Raw genomic sequence first — 18,912 nt, 5'->3', positions numbered from 1 at the left:
TGGTGTGCGCCGGGCCGCTTGCGCGGGCCCGCTCCGGCGGATAGACACGGGAGAGCACGAGAACCGGAGGCCCGATGTCGAACCCGCGCTACTACGACCCGGTCGGTCGCGCGATCCGCGCCCTGCTCTGGATCTCGCTCGTCTGCTTCGGGCTCGCCGTCGGCTTCTTCGCGCTCGACGTCGTCACTCCGGGGTCGATGACCGACGCGGCACGGCCCTACGCCGAGGCGAGCGGGGCGCTGGCGTGCTTCGGCATCGCGGCGCTCATCGTGCACTTCGCGGTGGTCGCGATCGTCGGGGCGATCCGGGGGCGCGGGCAGTAGTTCTGCGCCCCCGAGAGGGTCTCAGCGCCTGGGAGTCACCCCGTCAGGGGCACTTCTTCGCGGTGATCGAGACCTTCAGGGCTGCGTCCGGGGCGACGGAGGAGCCGCCCGCCGGCTCCTGACCGGTCACCTTCCCGGTGTCCGGCGCATCGCCGGCCTCGGTGCAGGACAGCGTGATCTGCGTGAATCCGGCGGCCCCGAAAGCGGCCTTCGCCGCCTCCAGGTCCTGACCCGTCACGTCCGGCACCGTCTTCTGGTTCCCGCTGCTGGTGAACACCGTGATGCCGGTGCCCGCCTGAGCCGAGCCCGACGGGTCCTGGCGCGTCACGGTGCCGACCGGGGCGTCGGACGCCTCGGTGCCGCCCTCGATGAGGGGGAAGCCCGCCGCGGACAGCTTGGCCTTCGCATCCGCGAGGGCGAGCCCCGTCACATCGGGGATCTCGACCCGCGGCACGACCTGGAGCGAGCCGTTCGCCTTCGGGAAGGCCGCTCCGCCGTACTCGGCGTTCGCGGCCGCCATCACGACCGGCCAGATGCGGTGACGGGCGGTCGCCGCGGACCCGGAGTCGAAGTTGAACTGACGGAGGCGCAGGTTCGCGGTGCCCTTCACGTTGAAGACGCCGACGACGGTCGCGACCCGGGTGCTCGCTCCGCTCATCCAGGTGGCGGCGGCGCTGTCGGTCGTTCCGGTCTTGCCGATCAGCGGGATGCTGTCGCGGGTGCGCGACGCGGTCGCCGTTCCGCCCGCGGTGAAGGTCGACTGCAGGGCGACGGCGGCGGTGGCCGCGACGTTCGCGTCGATCGACTGGCGGCAGTTGGCCGGCGGGACCGGCTGCTCCACCCCGGCGGTGTCGGTGATGCGGTCGATCGCGATCGGGTCGCAGGTGATGCCGCCCGAGGCGACGGTCGCGTACGCGCCGGCCATCGAGAGCGGCGAGACGTAGTTGGTGCCGAGGACCGAGGACGGGTTGTGCTCGAGCTCGGCGCCGCTGCCCTGCTTCACGCCCATGTCGAGCGCGGTGTCGCGGATGCCGCAGAGGTCGAGCTTGCGCGCCATGCCGACGAAGCCGGTGTTCAGCGACGTCTTCGTGAAGGAGACGGGAGTGCCCACCTCTCCGGTGCCGCCCTCGTCGTTCTTGGCGCTCGTCTCGTTGCTCGTGTCGGTTCCGCCGTCCACGCACGAGTCGGTGAAGGTGCCCCAGGTCGACTTGCGCGTGCCGTCGACGCGCTCGTTGATGCTGTGCCCCTCCTTCAGCCACTCGATCAGGGTGAAGAGCTTGTAGGTCGATCCGGGCTGGATGCCGGAGGAGCCGCCGTAGGCCTTGTCGGTGCTGAAGTTGATCGCGCTGTAGGAGGCGTCGGCGTTCAGGACGTCGGGGTCCTGCGAGTACTTCTTGTTCTGCGTCATCGCGAGCACTCGGCCGGTGCCGACCTCGACGCTGACGGAGACGGCTCCGACGTCGAAGTTCCACGTCTCGGGGACCTGCGCGTTCACGGCGTTCACCGCCGTGTCCTGGAGGGAGACGTCGAGCGTCGTGTAGACGTCGAGGCCGCCGCGGCGGAAGTTCGTCCACCGCGCGTCCTCGTTGTCGCCGAAGGTGGGGGAGTTCTTGAGGACGTTCGTGACGTAGTCGCAGAAGAAGCCCGCGTTGCCGGCGGTCGAGCAGCCGGTGCTGGGCTCGGTGATCGCGGGCTGGACCGGCGTGGCGAGGGCCGCGTCGTGGTCCGCCTGCGTGATCTTCCCCTCCTCCAGCATCTTGCCGATGATGTAGTCGCGCCGGTCCTTGTTGCGGGCGTACCCGTTCGCGGCGCCGTTGTCGGGGTCGTCGGGCTGGTCCAGGCGCAGGTTCGCCGGGTTGTTCACGATCGCGATGAGGCTCGCGGCCTGGGCGATCGTGAGGTTCGCGGCGGTGGTGTTGAAGTAGTAGTTGGCGGCCGTCTCGAGGCCGTAGGTGGTGCCGCCGAAGAACGCGATGTTCAGGTAGCCCTGGAGGATCTGGTCCTTCGTGTACTCCTTCTCGAGACCGATCGCGAGCTTCATCTCGCGGAGCTTGCGCTCGGGAGTGGTCTTCGTCGCGCTCTCGATCGCCGCGGCGCGCTCGGCCTCGTCGGTGATGTTGCGGACGGCCTTCTCGATGAGCACGTTCTTCACGTACTGCTGCGTGATGGAGGAGCCGCCCTGCACGTCGTTGCCGAGCACGTAGGTCTGAGCGACCGCGCGCAGGGTGCCGGGGAGGTCGACTCCGCCGTGCTCGTAGAAGCGCGGGTCCTCACCCGAGACCGCGGCGTCCTTGGCGAACTGCGAGATCTGGTCGAGCGGGACCTCGACGCGGTTCTCGACGTAGAAGGACGCGAGCAGCTGGGTCGAGCCGTCGGCGCGCGTGGCGAAGATGTTGCTCTTCTCGGAGAGCTTGTCGACCTCGAGGTACTCGGGGAGGCCGTCGAAGACGCCGATGGACTGGTTCGCGGCGACGCCGGCGATCGCCACAGCGGGCGTCACCGTGGCGGTCACGAGGACTCCGGCCACGACGCTCATGCCCAGGAAGCCGACGATCGCCTTGATCACGCCGCCGGTGGTCCGTCTGTCCGTCGCCAATCCGTCTCCTTCGGGTACCCCCGGTCTCGCGACGGTCGCGACCGACGCCCTGACGCGCTCTGCGACAGGTCAACCTCGACAGACTAACCCGAGACCTCCTGAAGACGAAGGCCCGGTCCGAGGCCTGAAAGGGGGCTGGGACGCGGGGCGGAGGCAGCCGGGCGGTCGGCGCGTGCGCGCCGGGCTCGGCGGGTCGGGGATGCTCGGGCGCCACGGGCTGGTGATCGCCTGAGAAGAAACACAGGATGACGGCGAGCGGGTCGGGTGCAGTGGCCGCTCGGGAGAGCGCGGCCTCAGTGCGGTGACGCGGCCCGTCCGTTCTCCTCGGTGCCGCGCGCCGGTGGCCCAGGGGCTTCCTCCACAGGGTCGCGCCGTTGCGCCATACCGGTGTTGTCCCTACTCTCCGAGGAAACCTCACCGATCCGAAGGAGATCCCATGTCCCTCACCCGGCGCGCAAGCGCTTTCGCCCTCGTAGCGGTCGCCGCAGCGACCCTCGCTGCTCCCGCCGCCACCGCGGCGGAGAGTCAGTGCCCCACCGGCTTCAGCTGCGTCTGGACCGACAAGGACTACTCGAGCAGCTACTCCGGCCGCGGCAACGCCAACTACCACGAGTACTACGCCGTCGGCGGCCGCATCTTCAACGACTCCATCTCGAGCATCAAGAACCGGTACCCGGGTCAGAAGACCTGGTTCGAGCACATCGACCGCGGAGGCCAGTACCTGAAGGTGAAGGCGTACGAGAAGATCTCGAACCTCCAGGACCGCTCGCCCGGGGTCTGGTACCACTCCGACTGGAACGACTTCATCTCGAGCGTCGACTGATGGCGGGGGTCCGCCTGCTCCCGCCGCTCGTCCTGGTCCCGGTGCTCGCGCTCTGCGCGTGCACCGGGCCGGGCCCCGAACCGACCGGCGCCACGATGCCGGAGCGCGTCGACATCAGTGAATACGCGGACGTCAGGGCCGGCCTGGACGCGGCGAACGAGACGATGACGTTCCCGATCGACGCCTTCTTCCTGTCTCCCGCCGCGCTCGGCCGGGTCGGCCAGGCGAACGCGCTGCTCTGGGACGCGTGCATGCGGGAGGGCGGGCGGACCTACCCTCCGGCCGCTTTCGACCTCACGACGTCGGGCATGCTGCCCGACACGCTGTACGGGATCTGGAGCCCGGAGAACGCCCGGCAGTGGGGGTACGGGCTCGACCCCGCGAACGACGCGGTGATGGAGGCGGCGAACGAGGCCTTGATGGCGGCCGCGGCGGCGGATCCCGGATGGGATCCCGCGTTCGACGTCTGCCTCGAGTCGACACCCCGGATCCCGGAGCCCGGGCGCGGCTACGGCGGAGACGAGGAGCTGGCGATCTCCGGTCCGGCCAAGCAGGTCGCCGACGACGCGAAGATGCTCGCGATGACGGACCCGCGCTGGGACGAGGCGAGGGCCAGGTGGACCGACTGCCTCGTCGCGGAGGGACTCCGCCTGCGCGAGGGCGAGACGTCGCCCTGGGCTCCCGAGGTGCCCGAGGATCCCGAGGCGGCGATCAGGACGGCCGTCCTCGACGTCGAGTGCAAGGCGAGGACCGAGCTGGTCGAGACGCTGAGCTCGCTCGAGGCGCAGTACCAGGCGGCCCTCATCGATCGGGAGCGGGCGGCTCTGGACGAGGTCGCCGAGAAGGAGCGGGAGATCGTCGAGCGGGCCGACAGGATCATCGCGGGGAGCGGCCGGTGAGCGACGAGCCGCCCTCCCGTGTCCGCCTGCCCGCCGTCGTGCGTCCGCGCGCTCTGGCGGTGTTCGCGGTCGCGGTGCTACTGGTCGGTGCCGCGGGAGTCGCGCTCGGGGCCTCGATGCGCTCGACGTCGGACGTCGACGACGAGGCGCTCCTGGCTCCTCCGCCGGTCGACGCGGCGGTCGAGAGGCGCTCCATCGATCCGGCCCGGATGCTGCAGGGGGCCGTCGACGCGGGGGACACGACGACGGTCGCCTTCCGCGACGCGGGCGGTGAGGACGTGCTGCCCTACGTGACCGAGGTCGGCACCGCTGCGGGAGCGGCGCTCGTCAACGGAGGGCTCCTGCTCGCCGTCGCCGACCGGCCCCGGATCGCGCTGCACGTCGCCTCGCCCCTGTACCGCGACCTCCGCGTGGGCGACGAGGGGAAGGACGTGCGGGCGTTCGAGACCGCGCTGAAGGCCGTGGTCCCCGGCGACTTCGACGTCGACGAGGATTTCACCGCCCGCACCCTCGCGGCGGCGGAGCAGCTCTGGCAGCGGCTCGGGTACGACCTGCCGACCCGTCCCGGCGAGGTGGTCGCTCCGGCGCCGTCCCCGTCGGCACCGGGTCCGGTGGCCACCGGTGCTCCCGTCGCGACGGCGACGACACCTCCCGCGACGGCCACGACTCCGGCGATCGCTGCGGCTCCGGAGGCCTACATCGACGTGGCGCAGATCGTGCAGCTGCACGCCGACGCGGTCGGCGTGCTGACCGTGCTCGACGTCGGCGCGATCGCCGAGGCCGGCGCCCCGCTCGCGACGCTGCTGACGAGCCCGCGCCGGGTGGTCGCCCGCGCGAGCGTCCTCGATGCGGACGAGTTCGTCGTCGGGACCGCGGTGACCCTGCGGGCGAGCGGACGGCCCGAGCAGAGCGGCACCGTCGCAACGGTCGGCGGGTTCGTCGCCGCCGACGGGACCGCGCAGAGCGTGTCGGGACGCGACGTGCGCGTCGACCTCCCGGCCGACTGGGCCGATCTCGCCGAGAAGTCGACGGTCACGCTCACGACCGTCGAGGCGGGCGAGCCGGTGCTGGCGGTGCCGCTCACGGCGGTCCACGACGCGTCCACGGACCCCTACGTCGTCTCCTCCGAGACGGCGGGCTTCGACCGGGGAGAGCGGGTGCCGGTCCAGGTGCTCGGTTCCGGCGACGGCTGGGTGCGCATCGACGAGGAGTCGGGGCTCCTCGAGGGCGATCGGATCGAGGTGGGCCCGTGACCGTGCCGCTCCTGTCCCTCCGCGGCGTCTCGCGGCGCTACGCCGGCACGACCGGCACCCTCGCGCTCCAGGGCATCGACCTCGACGTGCACGAGGGCGAGTTCGTCGCCGTCGTCGGCCGTTCCGGAGCGGGCAAGTCGACGCTCCTCAACGTGCTCGGGCTCCTCGACTCGTCCGACGCGGGGGAGTACCGGATCGGCGGGCTCGACGTCTCGCAGCTGCCGGAGGGCGACCGGGACGCCCTGCGGGCGTGCACCTTCGGCTTCGTGTTCCAGGACTCGTTCGTGCTGCCGGGCGAGAGCGTCGCTCGCAACGCGGCGCTGCCCCTGCGGATGCGGAGGGAGTCCCACGAGTCGCAGACCACCGCCGTCGCCGCGGTGCTCGACCGCTTCGGGCTGCTCCGACTGGCGGAGCAGCCCGCCGGCACGCTGTCGGGCGGGGAGCGCCAGCGGGTCGCCCTGGCCCGCGCCGTGGTCGGCCGGCCCGCGGTCGTCCTCGCCGACGAGCCCACGGGGAACCTCGACTCGGCGACGACCGCGGTCGTGATGGACCTGCTCGTCGAGCTGCACCGCAGCGGGGTCACGGTCGTGCTCATCACGCACTCGGCGGAGGTCGCCGCGGTCGCGGGACGGCGGATCCGACTCGAGGACGGCGCGATCGTCGCCGACAGCGGCGACGGCGTCGACGATCGGCTCGGGGTGCCCGGAGGAGTGGCGACCGCGGTGCCGCGGGAGCGGGGGCGACGCGGTCCGGCCTGGGTGCTCGCCGACGCCGTGTCCGCGCTGCTCCTCTCGCCCGCCCGCACCCTGGGGGTCCTGGCCGCCTTCGTCCTCGCGATCGCCGGACTCGTGTCCTCGGTCGGGATCAGCGCCACCGCCGCGCAGCAGGTGACCGAGCGCCTCGACGCCGCGGCGCTCGACCAGGTGACCGTCCGGATGCCCGAGTCCTCCTCGGACGAGGACCTGCGGCACGCGGCCGCGGCGATCGCCGGTCTCGGCGGAGTCTCCGCGGCGGGCCCGAGGGTCCTGCTCACGGGATCGGAGGGACGACCGGGGCGTCTCCTCGGGCCGGACGGACTGTCGACGGAGGCGACCGTCCTGGCGGTCGACGAGTCGTTCCTCGCCGTCGAGCTGGTCGCGGTCGCCCCCACGACGGCGCCGGCCTGGCTCGACGTCGTCGACGGCGTGCCCGTCGCACTGCTCGGGATCGGAGCGGCGGAGGACCTCGGGATCCCCATCGGGCGCACGGGGGACACGATCCGCATCGCAGGGCAGTCCGTCGTCGTCGCGGGGTTCCTCACGTCCTCGGAGCGGGATCCCGCGCTGACGGAGTCGATCCTCGTCTCGCTCACCGACCTGTCCGTTCCTCCGCGGTCCGAGCGCCAGGTCGTCGCCCGGACGAGCCCGGGTCGTCCGGCCGCGGTGGCCGGATCGATCCCGCTCGCCGTCGACCCGGGGCATCCCGAGAGGGTCGTCGTCGAGACCGTCGCCGACCTGCGGCTGCTCGCCCGCGGGGTGAGCAGCGACCTCGCGTCCAACCTGCTCGTGGTCTCGGCCGTGCTGCTCCTGCTGGTCTGCTTCAGCAGCGCCACGTCGATGTTCCTCGCCGTGTCGGCCCGCACCCGCGAGATCGCGCTGCGGCGGGCCGTCGGAGCGACCCGACGCGACATCCGCCTGCTGTTCCTCATCGAGGGAGCGGTCATCGGATTGGCGGGTGGGGTCTCGGGGCTCGCTCTCGGCGTCCTCGCGACCTCGGTGCTCAGCGGTCTGCAGGGCTGGTCGCCCGTGCTCGACGCGACCAGCGCCGCCGTCGGCCTGGTCGCGGGCGTGGGGGCGGGGGCGCTGTCCGCGGTCGGACCGGCGCTCCGTGCCGCGCGGATCGAGCCGGCGCTCGCCCTGAGGGCGGGATGAGCGCGGCGGCGGGGGCGGGGTCCCTTCCGGGAAGCCGGTCTTCTAGGGTGCTGGTATGTCGAGCACCCCTCCCGACCCCCGTCCGGAAGCGCTGCCGCCCGCGCAGCCCGCGCCGCCCACCGGGGCGATGCCCTACGCCCTCGGCTTCCTCGCCCTGACCGGGATCCCGTTCCTCTCGCTGATCGTCGCGGGCGTCGTGATGGCGGCCGTGTACCCGTCGGCCCGGCGGCGCGGGGGAGCGGCCGCCGAGAACGGCCGGCGGGCGGCGAACTGGGGTCTCACGACGGTCCTGATCACCGTCCTCTGCCTCGTCGGCCACTTCGTGCTGCTCTTCGCGCTGACCGCCGACGCGCCGTCGACGAGCTTCTACCCGATCGGCATCCCGATCACGGTCTTCGCGGTGCTGGCCGTGGCCCACCTCGTGGTGATCATCTGCGGCCTCGTCTCGGCGAACCGCGGGCACGTGTTCCGCAACCCGCTCGCGATCCCGTTCCTCCGCCGCCGCACCGCGCACTGACCGCTCAGGACGTCGCGACGGGCCAGACGTAGTCGAGGTCGTCGGGGGTGCCGGGGAAGCGCGGCGCGTAGAACTCCGGAGCCTTCGCGAGCAGCTTGGAGCGGTGCGAGCGGTGCAGCTCCTCCCGGCCCAGCCACGGCGGCACCGGGAAGCCGTCGAGCAGGTACGCCTCGGCGTCCTCCGGCACCGTCTCGAGCACGGCCATCGTCTTGACGAGGCAGGTGTCGGCGAAGCCCCGCTCCGTCCAGACGGCGCAGGTCTCGCGCTGGTACTCCATCAGCGCGGGCCGGTAGCCGCGCCACATCGCGGTGACCGGGTGGTGCTGCCAGCCGTAGCCGGCGACGGTGAGCGCCTTCATCACCTGCAGCGTCTCGACGCGCTGCTTGCCCAGGCGCCGGTCGTCGAGGGAGCTCGCGCTCGCGTGGAAGTCGGGGAACGGGAGGAACGTCTGCATCCCCTCCAGTCAACACGAGGGCGCGCGTGCGGGACGAGCCCCCTCTCCCCTTCGCCGCGTCGCCCCCCGGCCACCCGGTCGTCACGTCGAGGACGCCTGCGGCCCGTACCGTGCGGTCCATGACCGGACTCCCCCTCCTCGCCACCGACGACGTCCAGCTGCGCTGGGCGCGCCCCGAGGTGCTCGACTCCTCGCGGCACCGGATGCTCCGCCTCCTCACCCTCGCCGAGCGCCTGCGCTTCGAAGCCACCGGCCGCCGCGAGGCGCGCGACAGCTTCCTCCTGGGCCGGGTGCTCGTGCGCGAGCTCGCCGCCGAGACGCTCGGCATCGATCCGCTCGAGATCGCGGTGGAGGCCCGCTGCGCCCGCTGCGGCGGACCGCACGGCCGCCCCGTCCTCGCGGGGGAGCACCCCGCCCTCGAGCGGATGCGCATCAGCATCGCCCACTGCGAGGGCGCCGTCGTCGCGGCGCTGGCCACCGGTCGCGACGTCGGGATCGACGCGGCCCGCACCCGCGTCGTGCGCGAGCGCATCGCCTCCGGGCAGGAGAGCGCCGAGCAGGTGCTCGAGGGGCTCCGCGCGCAGGCCGTCGCCAAGGCCGACGGTCGCGGCACGGACATCGACGAGGCGGTGCGCTTCCGCACCCGCGAGGGCGCGACCGAGGCCTGGATCGACGGCTCCGAGCGCTACTTCGCGGTCTCGGAGCCGACGGTCCACTCGGCGCTCGTCGTCACGCTGGCGCTCGCCGAGGCCTGAGCGGCGGGTCGGCGGCGCGCCGACCGCGCGTCAGAGATGCGGAGCCACGTGCTCCGCGAAGCCCGCCGCGACCTTCGCCGCGACGTCCGCGTACGCCGTGTCCCAGACCTCCTGGTGGAAGATCTCGACCTCGATGTCGCCCGTGTAGCCCGCTTCGACGACGGTCTGCGTGAGCAGCGCGAAGTCGATGACCCCCTCGCCCACGTAGTGGCGCGAGAGCAGCACGTCGGCGGCGAGCGGAGTGGCCCAGTCGCACACCTGGTACGAGGCGATGCGCCCCTCCGCCCCGGCGCGCAGGATCTGCGGCAGCACCTGCGGGTCCCACCAGACGTGGAACGTGTCGACCACGACGCCGACCGCGGCCGCCTCGAACGGCGCGGCGAGGTCGAGGGCCTGGCCGAGCGTCGAGACGACGGCGCGATCGGACGCGTACATCGGGTGCAGCGGCTCGATCGCCAGCTGCACTCCGGAGCCGCGTGCGTAGTCGGCCAGCTCGGCCAGCGCCTCCGAGACCCGGGCGCGCGCGCCGACGAGGTCGCGCGAGCCGGTCGGCAGGCCGCCCGCGACGAGCACCAGCGCCGGTGCGCCCAGCGCGGACGCCTCGTCGATGGCTCGGCGGTTCTCCTCGAGGGCCGCGCGGCGGTCCGGCCCCTCGGGCACGGTGAAGAAGCCGCCCCGGCACAGGCTCGAGACGCGCAGGCCGCTCTCGGCGACCAGGCGCATCGCCTCCGCGACCCCCACCTCGGCGATGGGCTCGCGCCACAGGCCGATCGAGGAGTAGCCGGCCCGCGCGGTGACGTCGAGTGCCTCGCGCAGGTCCGCGTACTTGATGGTCGCCTGGTTCAGCGAGAGCCGCGGATGCACGGTGGTCGCATCGGCCCGCACCACCGGATCGAGCGCGGTCATGCGAGCACCGTCCGGAGCGCATCGACGCCGTTCACGGCGAGCAGGCCCGTCCAGCGGGCGGCGGCGAGCTCCGGGCGCTCGAGCGCTCCGGCCTCGTCGGCCAGCCGCACGATCTCGGAGAGGTGCGGCAGCGAGCGCGCCGAGTGCAGTCCGCCGACCATCGCGAACGCGGTCTGGTGGCCGTTCAGCCACGAGAGAAACGCCACGCCGGTCTTGTAGTACTGCGTGGGCGCCGCGAAGACCTGGCGAGCGAGCGCCTCGGTGGGCCCCAGGACGCGGCGGTAGGCCTCGACGTCGTCGACGTCGAGCGCCTGGATCGCGGCGGAGGCGTTCGGTGCGAACGCGGCGAACGCCCCGAGGAGCGCGTCGGAGTGGCGCACCTCGCCGTCGGCGTCCTGCCCGCCCTCGATCAGGCCGACGTAGTTGAAGTCGTCGCCGGTGAAGAGCGTCGCGCCGAACGGGAGGCGCGCTCGCACCGCGATCTCGGCGTCCGCGTCGAGCAGCGACATCTTGATGCCGCGCACCTTCGCGAGGTTGTCCTCGATGATGCGGATCACGGTGTCCGATGCCGTGGCGACGTCCTCGCTGCCGAAGTAGCCGGTGAGCACGGAGTCGAACGCCGGTCCGAGCCAGTGCAGCACGACCGGGCGCGAGGCCCGCTCGAGCACGGCGCGGTAGACGCGCTCGTAGTCCGCGCCGGACTGCGCCGCGCGGGCGAGATGGCGGCTGGCCATCAGCACCACGCCGACTCCGGCGTCCTCCGCGACCTCGAGCTGCTCGAGGTACGCGTCGATGACGCGCTCGAGCGGCACGACCTCGTCGGTCAGCTGGTCCGTGTTCACTCCGACCACGACGTCGCCGCCGACCGAGGCCGCCTCGGCGCCGCTGCGGCGGATGAGCTCGGTGGTCGCGGCCCAGTCCATGCCCATGTTGCGCTGGGCGGTGTCCATCGCGTCGGCGACTCCGAGGCCCCACGACCAGACGTGGTGCCGGAACGCGAGCGTCGCGTCCCAGTCGACGGCCGCGGGGCTGCCGGGGGTGTTCTCGGCCCAGGTGACCGGGACGACGTGCGCGGCCGCGTAGGCCACCCGCGCGCCCAGCGGACGGCGCGGTCGGACGAGGTCCGGCGCGGCCGAGACGGTGTGCACGCGGAGCGATCCGTCCGCGGCGAGCAGGGTGACGTCGGTCACGGAGCGACCTCGGCGGAGGTGGCGGCGGAGGCGGCGAGGGCCTGCTCGTCGGCCGCGGCGTCGAGCGCGGCGACGTCGATCCGGCGGCCCTCGCGGGCCGACTCGAGGCCCAGCTCGGCGAGGCGGACGCCGCGGGCGCCGGCGAAGAAGTCGTACGAGTGCGGGCCGTTCTCGACCACGTGGCGGATGAACTCCTCCCACTGCGTCTTGAAGCCGTTCTCGAAGACGTCGTTGACGGGCAGCTCCTGCCAGTCCTCGGCGTAGACGTGCTGCTCGGGCAGGTCGGGATTCCAGGTCGGCTTGGGGGTCGCGACGCGCGGCTGCACCTTGGCGCCGAAGAGCCCGACGACCGCGCTGCCGAGGGTGCCGTCGACCTGGAACTCTACGAGCTCCGGGCGGTTCACGCGCACGGCCCAGGAGGAGTTGAGCTGCACGGTCGCGCCTCCCGCGACGTCGAAGATCGCGTAGGCCGCGTCGTCGGCGGTGGCGGTGTACTCGTCGCCGTTCTCGTCCACGCGCACCGGGATGTGGGTCGCGGCCTTGGCGTAGACGCCCTCGACGGCGCCGAACAGGTTCTCGAGCACGTAGTTCCAGTGCGGGAACATGTCGACGATGATGCCGCCGCCGTCCTCCTTGCGGTAGTTCCAGCTGGGGCGCTGAGCGTCCTGCCAGTCGCCCTCGAAGACCCAGTAGCCGAACTCGCCGCGCACCGAGAGGATGCGGCCGAAGAATCCGGAGTCGATCAGGCGCTTGAGCTTCTGCAGGCCGGGCAGGTAGAGCTTGTCGTGCACGACGCCGTTCTTGATGCCGGCCTCCTCGGCCAGCTCGGCGATCTCGAGCGCCTCGGCGTAGCTCTCGGCGGTGGGCTTCTCGGTGTAGATGTCCTTGCCGGCGGCGATGGCCTTCTTCAACGCGGGGACGCGGGCCTTGGTGACCAGAAAGTCGGCGTAGATCTGCCACTTCGGGTCGGCGAGCGCGGCGTCGAGGTCGGTGGTCCAGTGCTGCAGACCGTGCTTCGCGGCGAGCTCGGCGAGCTTGGCCTCGCTGCGGCCGACGAGCAGCGGCTCGAGCTGCACTCGGGTGCCGTCCGAGAGCAGCACGCCGCCCTGCTCGCGGATCGCGAGGATCGAGCGGACGAGGTGCTGACGGTATCCCATGCGGCCCGAGACGCCGTTCATGATGATGCCGAGGGTCCGCGGTTCGGCGGAGGTGGTGGCGGGGGTGGTCGACTCTGACACGGGAGGCCCTTCTGCTGTGCGGTGCCCCGATCGGCCGACGGGCCGGACGGAAAGCGTTTACCAGAGTGTAGGACCGCGGATCGATCGGGGGCAAGCGCATTCCCGCCGAGTGTCGCTGAACGGCCGGTCCGCGCAGGGCCGAGCCCTCAGACCACCGACGCCGTGACGCGCAGCGCGCCCTCGAAGACCTCGGCGCCCTCCGCGGCGACCGTCAGGGTCAGCCGTGTCAGCCGCTCCCCCCAGCTCGCCTCGAGCAGCGGATCCTCGAGCAGCCACTCCTCCGTCGTCGCCTCGGCGCCGGTCCACTCGACCCTCAGCCGCCTCGCCCCCTCGATCGGAGTCACGACCGCGGCGCCGTCCTGCAGCTCCACGTCTCCCGCGATCAGCAGGTGCACCTCGACGCCGTCCACCACGACGCTCGGGGGGCGGGGCAGGCGCCACTCGTCCTCGACGACGACCTGCGCCCCCTCGCGCCGAGCGCGGCGCCTCAGGCTCGATCCGGCGGGCAGGGGGTACGCGGTGGCGAGCTCGAGCAGCAGCCCGGCCGGCCCCGACGAGACGTCCGACGCGCCGAAGCCGCGGCCGACCCCCTGCTCGAGACCCCACGGTGCCGGAGCGGAGTGCCAGCGGCTCTGCATCGCGCGGATGCCGTACCGCTCAGGGCCGAAGGTCTGCGACGTGTACGTCGGCTGTCCGGCGTCGACCAGCACGGGCACGCCGTCCAGCGCCACGATCACGCTCCCGACGTCGAGGTGGTTGTGGTGCTCGCCGTTGTGCCCGCCCTTGACGACGAGGCCCAGACCCTCCGCGCCGCCCGGGTGCTCGCGCGTCACGAGGAGCTGCACCGACGGCAGCCAGGTGGGGGAGACGAGGGGTGCCGGCCCGGGCTCGGCCGCGATCCACTGCCGGTCCGAGAGGGCGCGGACGAGGCGCCCGAGCCCGGCCGCCGGATCGGCGAGCGGCTCGGCCGGCCGGCGCAGGGCGGCGGCGTGCGCGATCACGTCCCGGTCCCCGATCCGCCGCCCCCAGCGGTGCAGCACGTGCCAGGGCAGAGTGTCGGAGGCGCGCGCCGGCCCGTCGGCGACGTTCGCGTACCACGCACCGCCGAGGTGCATCCGGTGGGGGAACCGCACGGCCTGCCGCACGACGGGCAGGTCGGAGGCGTCGAGCGCGCCGTCGGTCGCCTCCGCCAGCAGCTCCAGGGTCTCGAGCGCCCGGCCGGCGCCGTTCCACCAGTAGGCGAAGCCCTCGTCGATCGCGCCGTCCGCCGGCAGCGAGTCCAGGAACCGGTCGAGCCCCTCGAGCACCAGCGCGATGACGTCGGCCCGCTCCTCCGGGTCGTCGACCAGCGCGACGGCGGCGAGCAGGACGTTGCCGTGGATCCACGGGTTCCAGTTGTGCACGTCGCCGTCGAGCCCGAGCCAGTGCCAGTCGCGCCGGTCGAGGAACGGCCGGATCACGCGCGTCCGCGTCTCGGCACGCATCCGCTCGCGCAGGCCAGGGGCCCGTCGGCCGAGCGGCTCGCCCAGCAAGGCGTCGATCCAGGCCAGCTGCCCGACCACCTCACCCGCTCCGAGATCCAGGTAGGGGCGGTCGATCGGAGGGACGACCCGGCCGAGCAGGGGCAGTGCGTCGTCGTGCGCGGCCCAGCTCCAGCTGCTCTGCTCGCACAGCAGCTGCACGCCGTCGGCCGTCTCGTCGAGCCAGGGCTGCTCGCCGGTGGCCGTCGCGAGCACGGCGGCGCGGGTGAGGCGGCGCTGGCGCTCGCCGATGCGGCCCTCGTAGTCGGTCCGGTTGCCGTCGCGGGCGTAGCGGGCGTAGTGCGAGAGCAGCGGCTGCGGCCACGGCGTGCCGAGGTCCTCCTCCGCACGGCGCCGGAGCGCCTCGAGGGTCGGCGCGTGCTCGAGCACCCCGAGGGGGAGCCGGGCGGCGGCCAGGAGGGGGACCAGCGCCTCCGCGTCGAGGGCGGCGCCGAAGCGGCGGCGGAGGGGGCCGGTGAAGGGCTGGGCGGTCGTCGTCGACATGTCTCGTCCCGTGTGCTCGAGTGTGATCGAAGCGGATCGATCCTGTCCGATCCGCCTGCAGCGGTCGGATCAGCCTACGACTCGATCACGGGTGGCCGCGAGCCGCGCTCACTCGAAGAGCGAGAGGGTGACGACGGAGGCGTAGCCGCCCGCGCGGACGGACGGCGCGGTGCGCAGCACCAGCTCGGCGTCCGCGGTCCACCGGCCGGGCCGGGCCGCCGCCCCGTCGGCCAGGGCGAGCAGCTCGGCCGAGACGAGTCCGGGGCGCGGTCCCTCCGTGCCGCCGTCGAGCACGGTCCGGACGGCCGGTCCCGCGACGACGGGGCCCTCTCCCTCGAGCAGCCGGGGCGCCCAGCCCAGGTGCTCGACTCCGAGCGCCGGCTGCCCGTCGTCGCCCGTGAGGTCGGCGGCGGTGCCGAGCACGGACCAGTCCGCGCCCTCCGGCACCGCGTCCGGATCGCGGGTGTCGCGCACCGTGACGGTCGGCAGGACGCCGAGGAAGCGGCGGGCCGTGGCGGTGGACCCGGACTCGGTCAGCGCGGCCGCGTCGCCCGCGACGGTCATGGTCAGAGCACCGCCGTCGACCGGGGGATCGATCGAGACGCCGACGTCGACGCCGTCCGTCGACTGCTCCTCCGGCACGCTCGGTGCGATCGAGGGCGCGGGAGCCGGTGCGGCGGGCGGAACCGGCGCGGACACCTGCGGCTCCGGGGTCCCGTCGAGGTCGGTGCCCTCGGGGCGCTCCTCCGCGACGCCGTCGACGGCACCGGCGGCACTCGAGCGCGGGCTCCTGATCGAGTCCACGGGGCTCGGCGTCGTCGTCGGAGTCGCGGTCGGAGTCGCGGACGGCTCCGCGACCGCCGTCCCGGGAGTCTGCGGCACGGCCTCGGGGGCGGCTGCGGCGGTGGCGAAGAGGAGCGCCAGCACGAGGCCGGCGGTCGGGGCGGCGGCGGCGAGGGCGGCCGTGCGGGCGGAGCGGGTCACGCGTGGATCCTGGTTCTGCCGAGCGGCACTGCGAGCGGCGAGTCCTTCGTACCAGTGCCGCCGTCCGCTCCGAGACCCCTCTTCCGGTGCACGCCGACTCGCGCCGTCACACGGAGGAGCCCCGGTCGGGGGACGATGTCCACCCGACCGGGGCTCCCTTCAGCGCTCCGGGTCAGCAGCTCCGCGCCGGGTAGGCGACGGTCTGCTCGAGCGTCTCCCCGCCGCCGACCGCGGTCACCGTCACCTGGCCCGCCGGTGCGGTGGCCAGGCGCGTCGTGAACGCGTGCGTCGCGTTCGCTCCCGGAGCGACCTGCGAGAACGCCTTCTGCCCGTAGGCCGAGCGCACGGTCACGTCGATCGGCATCGCCGAGCCGTTCGCCGTGGTGACCGTCAGGACGGCCTTCTTGGCGATGCAGCGGCTCGTGACGCTGACGGGGGCCACGACCGCCGGGGCGGCGGCCTCCGGCACCACGATCTCGGTGATCTTCACGAACGAGTCCGGAGTCGCGAAGGTGATCCGCAGTCCCGTCGCCGTGACGGCGCCGAACGTCAGCGTGGTGGCCGCGCCGTTCGCCGCGACCGGAGCGGTCTGCGCGGTGGTCGGGCGCCACACGCCGTCGGTGCCCCGGTACGCCACGCTCGCCGACGCGATCGTGCCCTCGATGTTGGTGAACGTCACCCGGTCGACGCGGTGGGACGCGGCGGTGGTCAGCGTGAGGTCCGCGCTGCTCCGCAGCGGCGCGCTCGACCACGTCGACCAGGCGGTCGCCGCGTTCCCGTCGCACGCGTTCGCCGCAGGCAGGGTCGCCCACTCCGTCTGGCTGAAGGACGCGCTCACGCTCGAGCCGGCGATCCGGCACAGGTTGACCGGAGGCGCCTCGCCCCAGATCTCGACCTCCGAGATCGACTGCCAGGTGTTCGCCGCACTGGTGAGGTGCAGGCGCACGGCCGCGGTGTCGGGGAGGGAGGAGAGATCCAGTGCCACGGTCGGCGCCGCGTCGGTCGCGACCTGGGTCAGGGTCGCCGCGACGGTCGACGTGCGCCAGGCGCCGTCGACCTGGTACTCGACCTCGATCCTCGAGGGCCAGCTCGCGGCTCCGTCCTTGTAGGTGTGCACGGTGAGCGAGTCGAGGTCCTGCGGCGAGCCCCAGGTGAAGGTCAGGCGGCTGTCGCGCGGGTACCCGGTGGAGGTCCAGTCGTCCCAGCCCTTGCCCTTCAGGTCGCCGTCGACGAGCTTCGGAGCGAGGTCCGAGCGGCTCGTCGTCGTCACCGTCGCCAGGCGCGCGAGGTTCGCGATCCCGGGCTCGGCGACCTCGATGGTGCGGGTGAAGCGGCGTCCGTCCGAGTACTCGGCGTCGCCGGCCAGCACGCCCGTGACGCTGAGCGTGCCCAGGACGTTCGGACCGGTCGGCGCCCACTCGACGGCCACGTCGCGCGTGCCGCCGGGGGAGCGGACCGAGACGGTCGCGGGCAGCTTCGCGCCGATGTCGGCCGCGCGGGTGACGGTGTCGGGGAGGCGGTCGTCGACGACCGACCAGAGGCCGGCTCCGACGCCCTTGTCGTCCCAGTACGACGCGTCCCAGCCGTCGGCCCAGCGCGCCGGGTCCTCGACGGCGGGATTGCGCATCTCGAGGCGCCCGTTCTCGCCGATGGTCATCGGCAGCCAGACGTAGTTCGAGTCGGCCGCGCCGTCGTTCCACCGGTCGCCCATGTACACGTGCCTGCCGGCGCCGAGGGTCAGGACGTTCGTCGACTGCGAGCCGAAGGTGGTCTTGCGGCCGTCGCCGACCGAGAGGAGTCCGTCGCCGCCCTCCGGGATCTGGTTGTACGCCACGTTCTCGTACGGGTCGCCGGCCTGGACGCCGCGGATCCACGGTCCGAGCACGCTGTCGGCCGTGTAGTAGGTCTGCGGGTTCGGCGCCCATCCGGTCGCACCCGAGGCGAGCGTGTAGTACTTCCCGCCCTCGGCGAAGATCGCGGGCGCCTCCAGGACGCCGCACTCCTTCACGATCTGGAAGTCCGTCCCGCGCACCGGGGCGCCGGGCGTCCCGTCGGCGAAGACGTACGGGTAGGTGCCGTCGGCCGAGTACTGGTTCGCGTCCAGGGTGTCCGTGGTCGTCGTGCGCTCGACGTTGGTGTAGTCGGCGTCGAGCTTGGCGATGTAGAGGCTCCGGTTCTCCTCGGAGGAGTAGGAGATGTACGCGGTGCCGTCCTCGTCCTGGAAGACGGTCATGTCGCGGGCCTGGCCCGGCACGGCCGCCGAGATGCACGCCCGGTAGTCGGTGCGGTTGTAGAGGCGGTAGGCGCCGGTCATCGTGAACGGACCGGTCGGGCTGTCCGAGACCGCGACCGCGGCGAACGACCGCGCATACGTGCTGCCGCCCGGCGTGATGCGGCCGTCGGAGTGCCACCACATCACCCACTGGTCGTTCTTCTCGTTGTAGAGCACCTTCGGGCGCTCGAAGATCGCGGTGTTGGGCGAGGTCTGGTTCGTGTCGAGGTGGTAGTCGATCTCGGCGATCCGGTCGGCGCGCGGCACTCCGGCGTCGTCGACGGTGTCGTAGAGGGCGTCGAAATAGGGCTGCTCGAGCTCCTCGGGGGTCTGGACGCTGCGCAGCGCCGTGCCGCGGTTCTCCCAGTTCATCCCGTCGGTCGAGCGGTACACGGCGACTCCGGGGCTGTTGTAGTAGCCCTTCGTGCGGTCCTCGCCGTACCAGTAGTGCACATCGGCGCCGTCCTCCTGCACCGTGACGATCTGCCCGCCGTGCGCCTGGATGTGGCGCCCGTCGGTGTCGTACCAGCTCGGCTGGAAGTATCCGGCCGCACTCCGGCCCGGATCCTGGATCGCGGGGAAGGAGTCGTACACGGGCGGCGGATCCGCGCGCGGCACTCCGTCGGCGGGATCGGTCACCACCGCGCTCGCGAGCGGCGCCGCGAGGGCGGGCGCTCCTGCTCCCAGGAGGCCCGTGACGACGAGAGCCGTCACCGCCCATCCGAACGGTCTGAATCGAGTCGTCATTCTGTGCTCCTTTGCACGGGG

At 72.9% G+C, this 18,912-nt stretch carries 15 protein-coding genes; 7 read left to right on the top strand and 8 right to left on the bottom strand.

The window, feature by feature from the left end:
- Window positions 1-74 precede the first annotated feature (74 nt).
- Window positions 75-323 (top strand): hypothetical protein, encoded by a 249-nt coding sequence (locus tag C1I63_RS17915; protein ID WP_055791114.1) that lies wholly within the window; start codon window positions 75-77, stop codon window positions 321-323.
- 43 nt (window positions 324-366) lie between these two features.
- On the opposite strand, the gene C1I63_RS17910 is transcribed toward C1I63_RS17915, so the two are convergent.
- Window positions 367-2,919 (bottom strand): transglycosylase domain-containing protein, encoded by a 2,553-nt coding sequence (locus C1I63_RS17910; protein WP_146168484.1) that lies wholly within the window; start codon window positions 2,917-2,919, stop codon window positions 367-369.
- Window positions 2,920-3,355: 436 nt separating this feature from the next.
- Between C1I63_RS17910 and C1I63_RS17905 the strand changes: the two genes are divergently transcribed.
- Genes C1I63_RS17905 through C1I63_RS17885 form a run of 5 tightly spaced genes read left to right on the top strand, consistent with a single transcriptional unit; the run spans window position 3,356 to window position 8,321 of the window.
- Window positions 3,356-3,742 (top strand): peptidase inhibitor family I36 protein, encoded by a 387-nt coding sequence (locus tag C1I63_RS17905; protein ID WP_107575647.1) that lies wholly within the window; start codon window positions 3,356-3,358, stop codon window positions 3,740-3,742.
- Window positions 3,742-4,641, top strand: coding sequence for a hypothetical protein (locus C1I63_RS17900; protein WP_107575646.1), 900 nt, complete (start codon window positions 3,742-3,744; stop codon window positions 4,639-4,641). Before C1I63_RS17905 ends, C1I63_RS17900 begins: the two co-directional genes overlap by 1 nt.
- A complete protein-coding gene (locus C1I63_RS17895; protein WP_107575645.1) occupies window positions 4,638-5,894 on the top strand; it encodes an efflux RND transporter periplasmic adaptor subunit in 1,257 nt (418 codons plus the stop codon). Before C1I63_RS17900 ends, C1I63_RS17895 begins: the two co-directional genes overlap by 4 nt.
- Complete coding sequence (locus C1I63_RS17890; protein WP_107575644.1) at window positions 5,891-7,804, top strand: ABC transporter ATP-binding protein/permease; 1,914 nt, start codon at window positions 5,891-5,893, stop codon at window positions 7,802-7,804. Before C1I63_RS17895 ends, C1I63_RS17890 begins: the two co-directional genes overlap by 4 nt.
- Before the next feature lie 55 nt (window positions 7,805-7,859).
- The gene (locus C1I63_RS17885; protein ID WP_107575643.1) at window positions 7,860-8,321 is read left to right on the top strand and encodes a DUF4870 domain-containing protein; all 462 of its coding nucleotides are present in this window, start codon (window positions 7,860-7,862) and stop codon (window positions 8,319-8,321) included.
- Window positions 8,322-8,325: 4 nt separating this feature from the next.
- Here the strand turns inward: C1I63_RS17885 and C1I63_RS17880 are convergent, their stop codons facing one another.
- A complete protein-coding gene (locus C1I63_RS17880; protein ID WP_107575642.1) occupies window positions 8,326-8,775 on the bottom strand; it encodes an MSMEG_6728 family protein in 450 nt (149 codons plus the stop codon).
- A gap of 119 nt (window positions 8,776-8,894) precedes the next feature.
- Between C1I63_RS17880 and C1I63_RS17875 the strand changes: the two genes are divergently transcribed.
- Complete coding sequence (locus C1I63_RS17875) at window positions 8,895-9,530, top strand: 4'-phosphopantetheinyl transferase family protein (RefSeq protein WP_055791139.1); 636 nt, start codon at window positions 8,895-8,897, stop codon at window positions 9,528-9,530.
- 30 nt (window positions 9,531-9,560) lie between these two features.
- Here C1I63_RS17875 and C1I63_RS17870 read toward each other — a convergent pair whose 3' ends face one another.
- From C1I63_RS17870 to C1I63_RS17845, 6 genes are all read right to left on the bottom strand, one after another.
- A complete protein-coding gene (locus C1I63_RS17870) occupies window positions 9,561-10,436 on the bottom strand; it encodes a sugar phosphate isomerase/epimerase family protein (protein WP_107575641.1) in 876 nt (291 codons plus the stop codon).
- On the bottom strand, window positions 10,433-11,626 hold the full coding sequence (locus C1I63_RS20005) for a DUF993 family protein (protein WP_107575640.1): 1,194 nt from the start codon (window positions 11,624-11,626) through the stop codon (window positions 10,433-10,435). Before C1I63_RS20005 ends, C1I63_RS17870 begins: the two co-directional genes overlap by 4 nt.
- Window positions 11,623-12,804, bottom strand: a complete 1,182-nt coding sequence (locus tag C1I63_RS20000; RefSeq protein WP_107575951.1) for a Gfo/Idh/MocA family protein — start codon at window positions 12,802-12,804, stop codon at window positions 11,623-11,625. The genes C1I63_RS20005 and C1I63_RS20000 overlap by 4 nt, the downstream gene beginning before the upstream one ends.
- Window positions 12,805-13,010: 206 nt before the next feature.
- Window positions 13,011-14,888 carry a heparinase II/III family protein gene (locus C1I63_RS17855; protein ID WP_107575639.1) on the bottom strand — a complete coding sequence of 626 codons (1,878 nt, stop codon included), beginning with the start codon at window positions 14,886-14,888 and terminating at the stop codon, window positions 13,011-13,013.
- Between the two features lie 108 nt (window positions 14,889-14,996).
- Window positions 14,997-15,872, bottom strand: coding sequence for a hypothetical protein (locus C1I63_RS17850; RefSeq protein WP_107575638.1), 876 nt, complete (start codon window positions 15,870-15,872; stop codon window positions 14,997-14,999).
- Window positions 15,873-16,044: 172 nt separating this feature from the next.
- Window positions 16,045-18,891: a discoidin domain-containing protein gene (locus tag C1I63_RS17845; protein ID WP_107575637.1), complete on the bottom strand. Its 2,847-nt coding sequence runs from the start codon at window positions 18,889-18,891 to the stop codon at window positions 16,045-16,047.
- Between the last annotated feature and the right edge of the window lie 21 nt (window positions 18,892-18,912).

The organism is Rathayibacter caricis DSM 15933 (assembly GCF_003044275.1).
GTDB lineage: Bacteria > Actinomycetota > Actinomycetes > Actinomycetales > Microbacteriaceae > Rathayibacter > Rathayibacter caricis.
This window is presented reverse-complemented; position numbering and strand designations above follow the sequence as displayed.

Bases quoted from the DNA above. Each gene is read 5' to 3' on its own strand.
- C1I63_RS20000 (WP_107575951.1), bottom strand. From the start codon at position 12,804: ATGAACGGCGTCTCGGGCCGCATGGGATACCGTCAGCACCTCGTCCGC.
- C1I63_RS17855 (WP_107575639.1), bottom strand. From the start codon at position 14,888: ATGTCGACGACGACCGCCCAGCCCTTCACCGGCCCCCTCCGCCGCCGC.
- C1I63_RS17875 (WP_055791139.1), top strand. From the start codon at position 8,895: ATGACCGGACTCCCCCTCCTCGCCACCGACGACGTCCAGCTGCGCTGG.
- C1I63_RS17885 (WP_107575643.1), top strand. From the start codon at position 7,860: ATGTCGAGCACCCCTCCCGACCCCCGTCCGGAAGCGCTGCCGCCCGCG.
- C1I63_RS17915 (WP_055791114.1), top strand. From the start codon at position 75: ATGTCGAACCCGCGCTACTACGACCCGGTCGGTCGCGCGATCCGCGCC.
- C1I63_RS17905 (WP_107575647.1), top strand. From the start codon at position 3,356: ATGTCCCTCACCCGGCGCGCAAGCGCTTTCGCCCTCGTAGCGGTCGCC.
- C1I63_RS17845 (WP_107575637.1), bottom strand. From the start codon at position 18,891: ATGACGACTCGATTCAGACCGTTCGGATGGGCGGTGACGGCTCTCGTC.
- C1I63_RS17870 (WP_107575641.1), bottom strand. From the start codon at position 10,436: ATGACCGCGCTCGATCCGGTGGTGCGGGCCGATGCGACCACCGTGCAT.
- C1I63_RS17880 (WP_107575642.1), bottom strand. From the start codon at position 8,775: ATGCAGACGTTCCTCCCGTTCCCCGACTTCCACGCGAGCGCGAGCTCC.
- C1I63_RS17900 (WP_107575646.1), top strand. From the start codon at position 3,742: ATGGCGGGGGTCCGCCTGCTCCCGCCGCTCGTCCTGGTCCCGGTGCTC.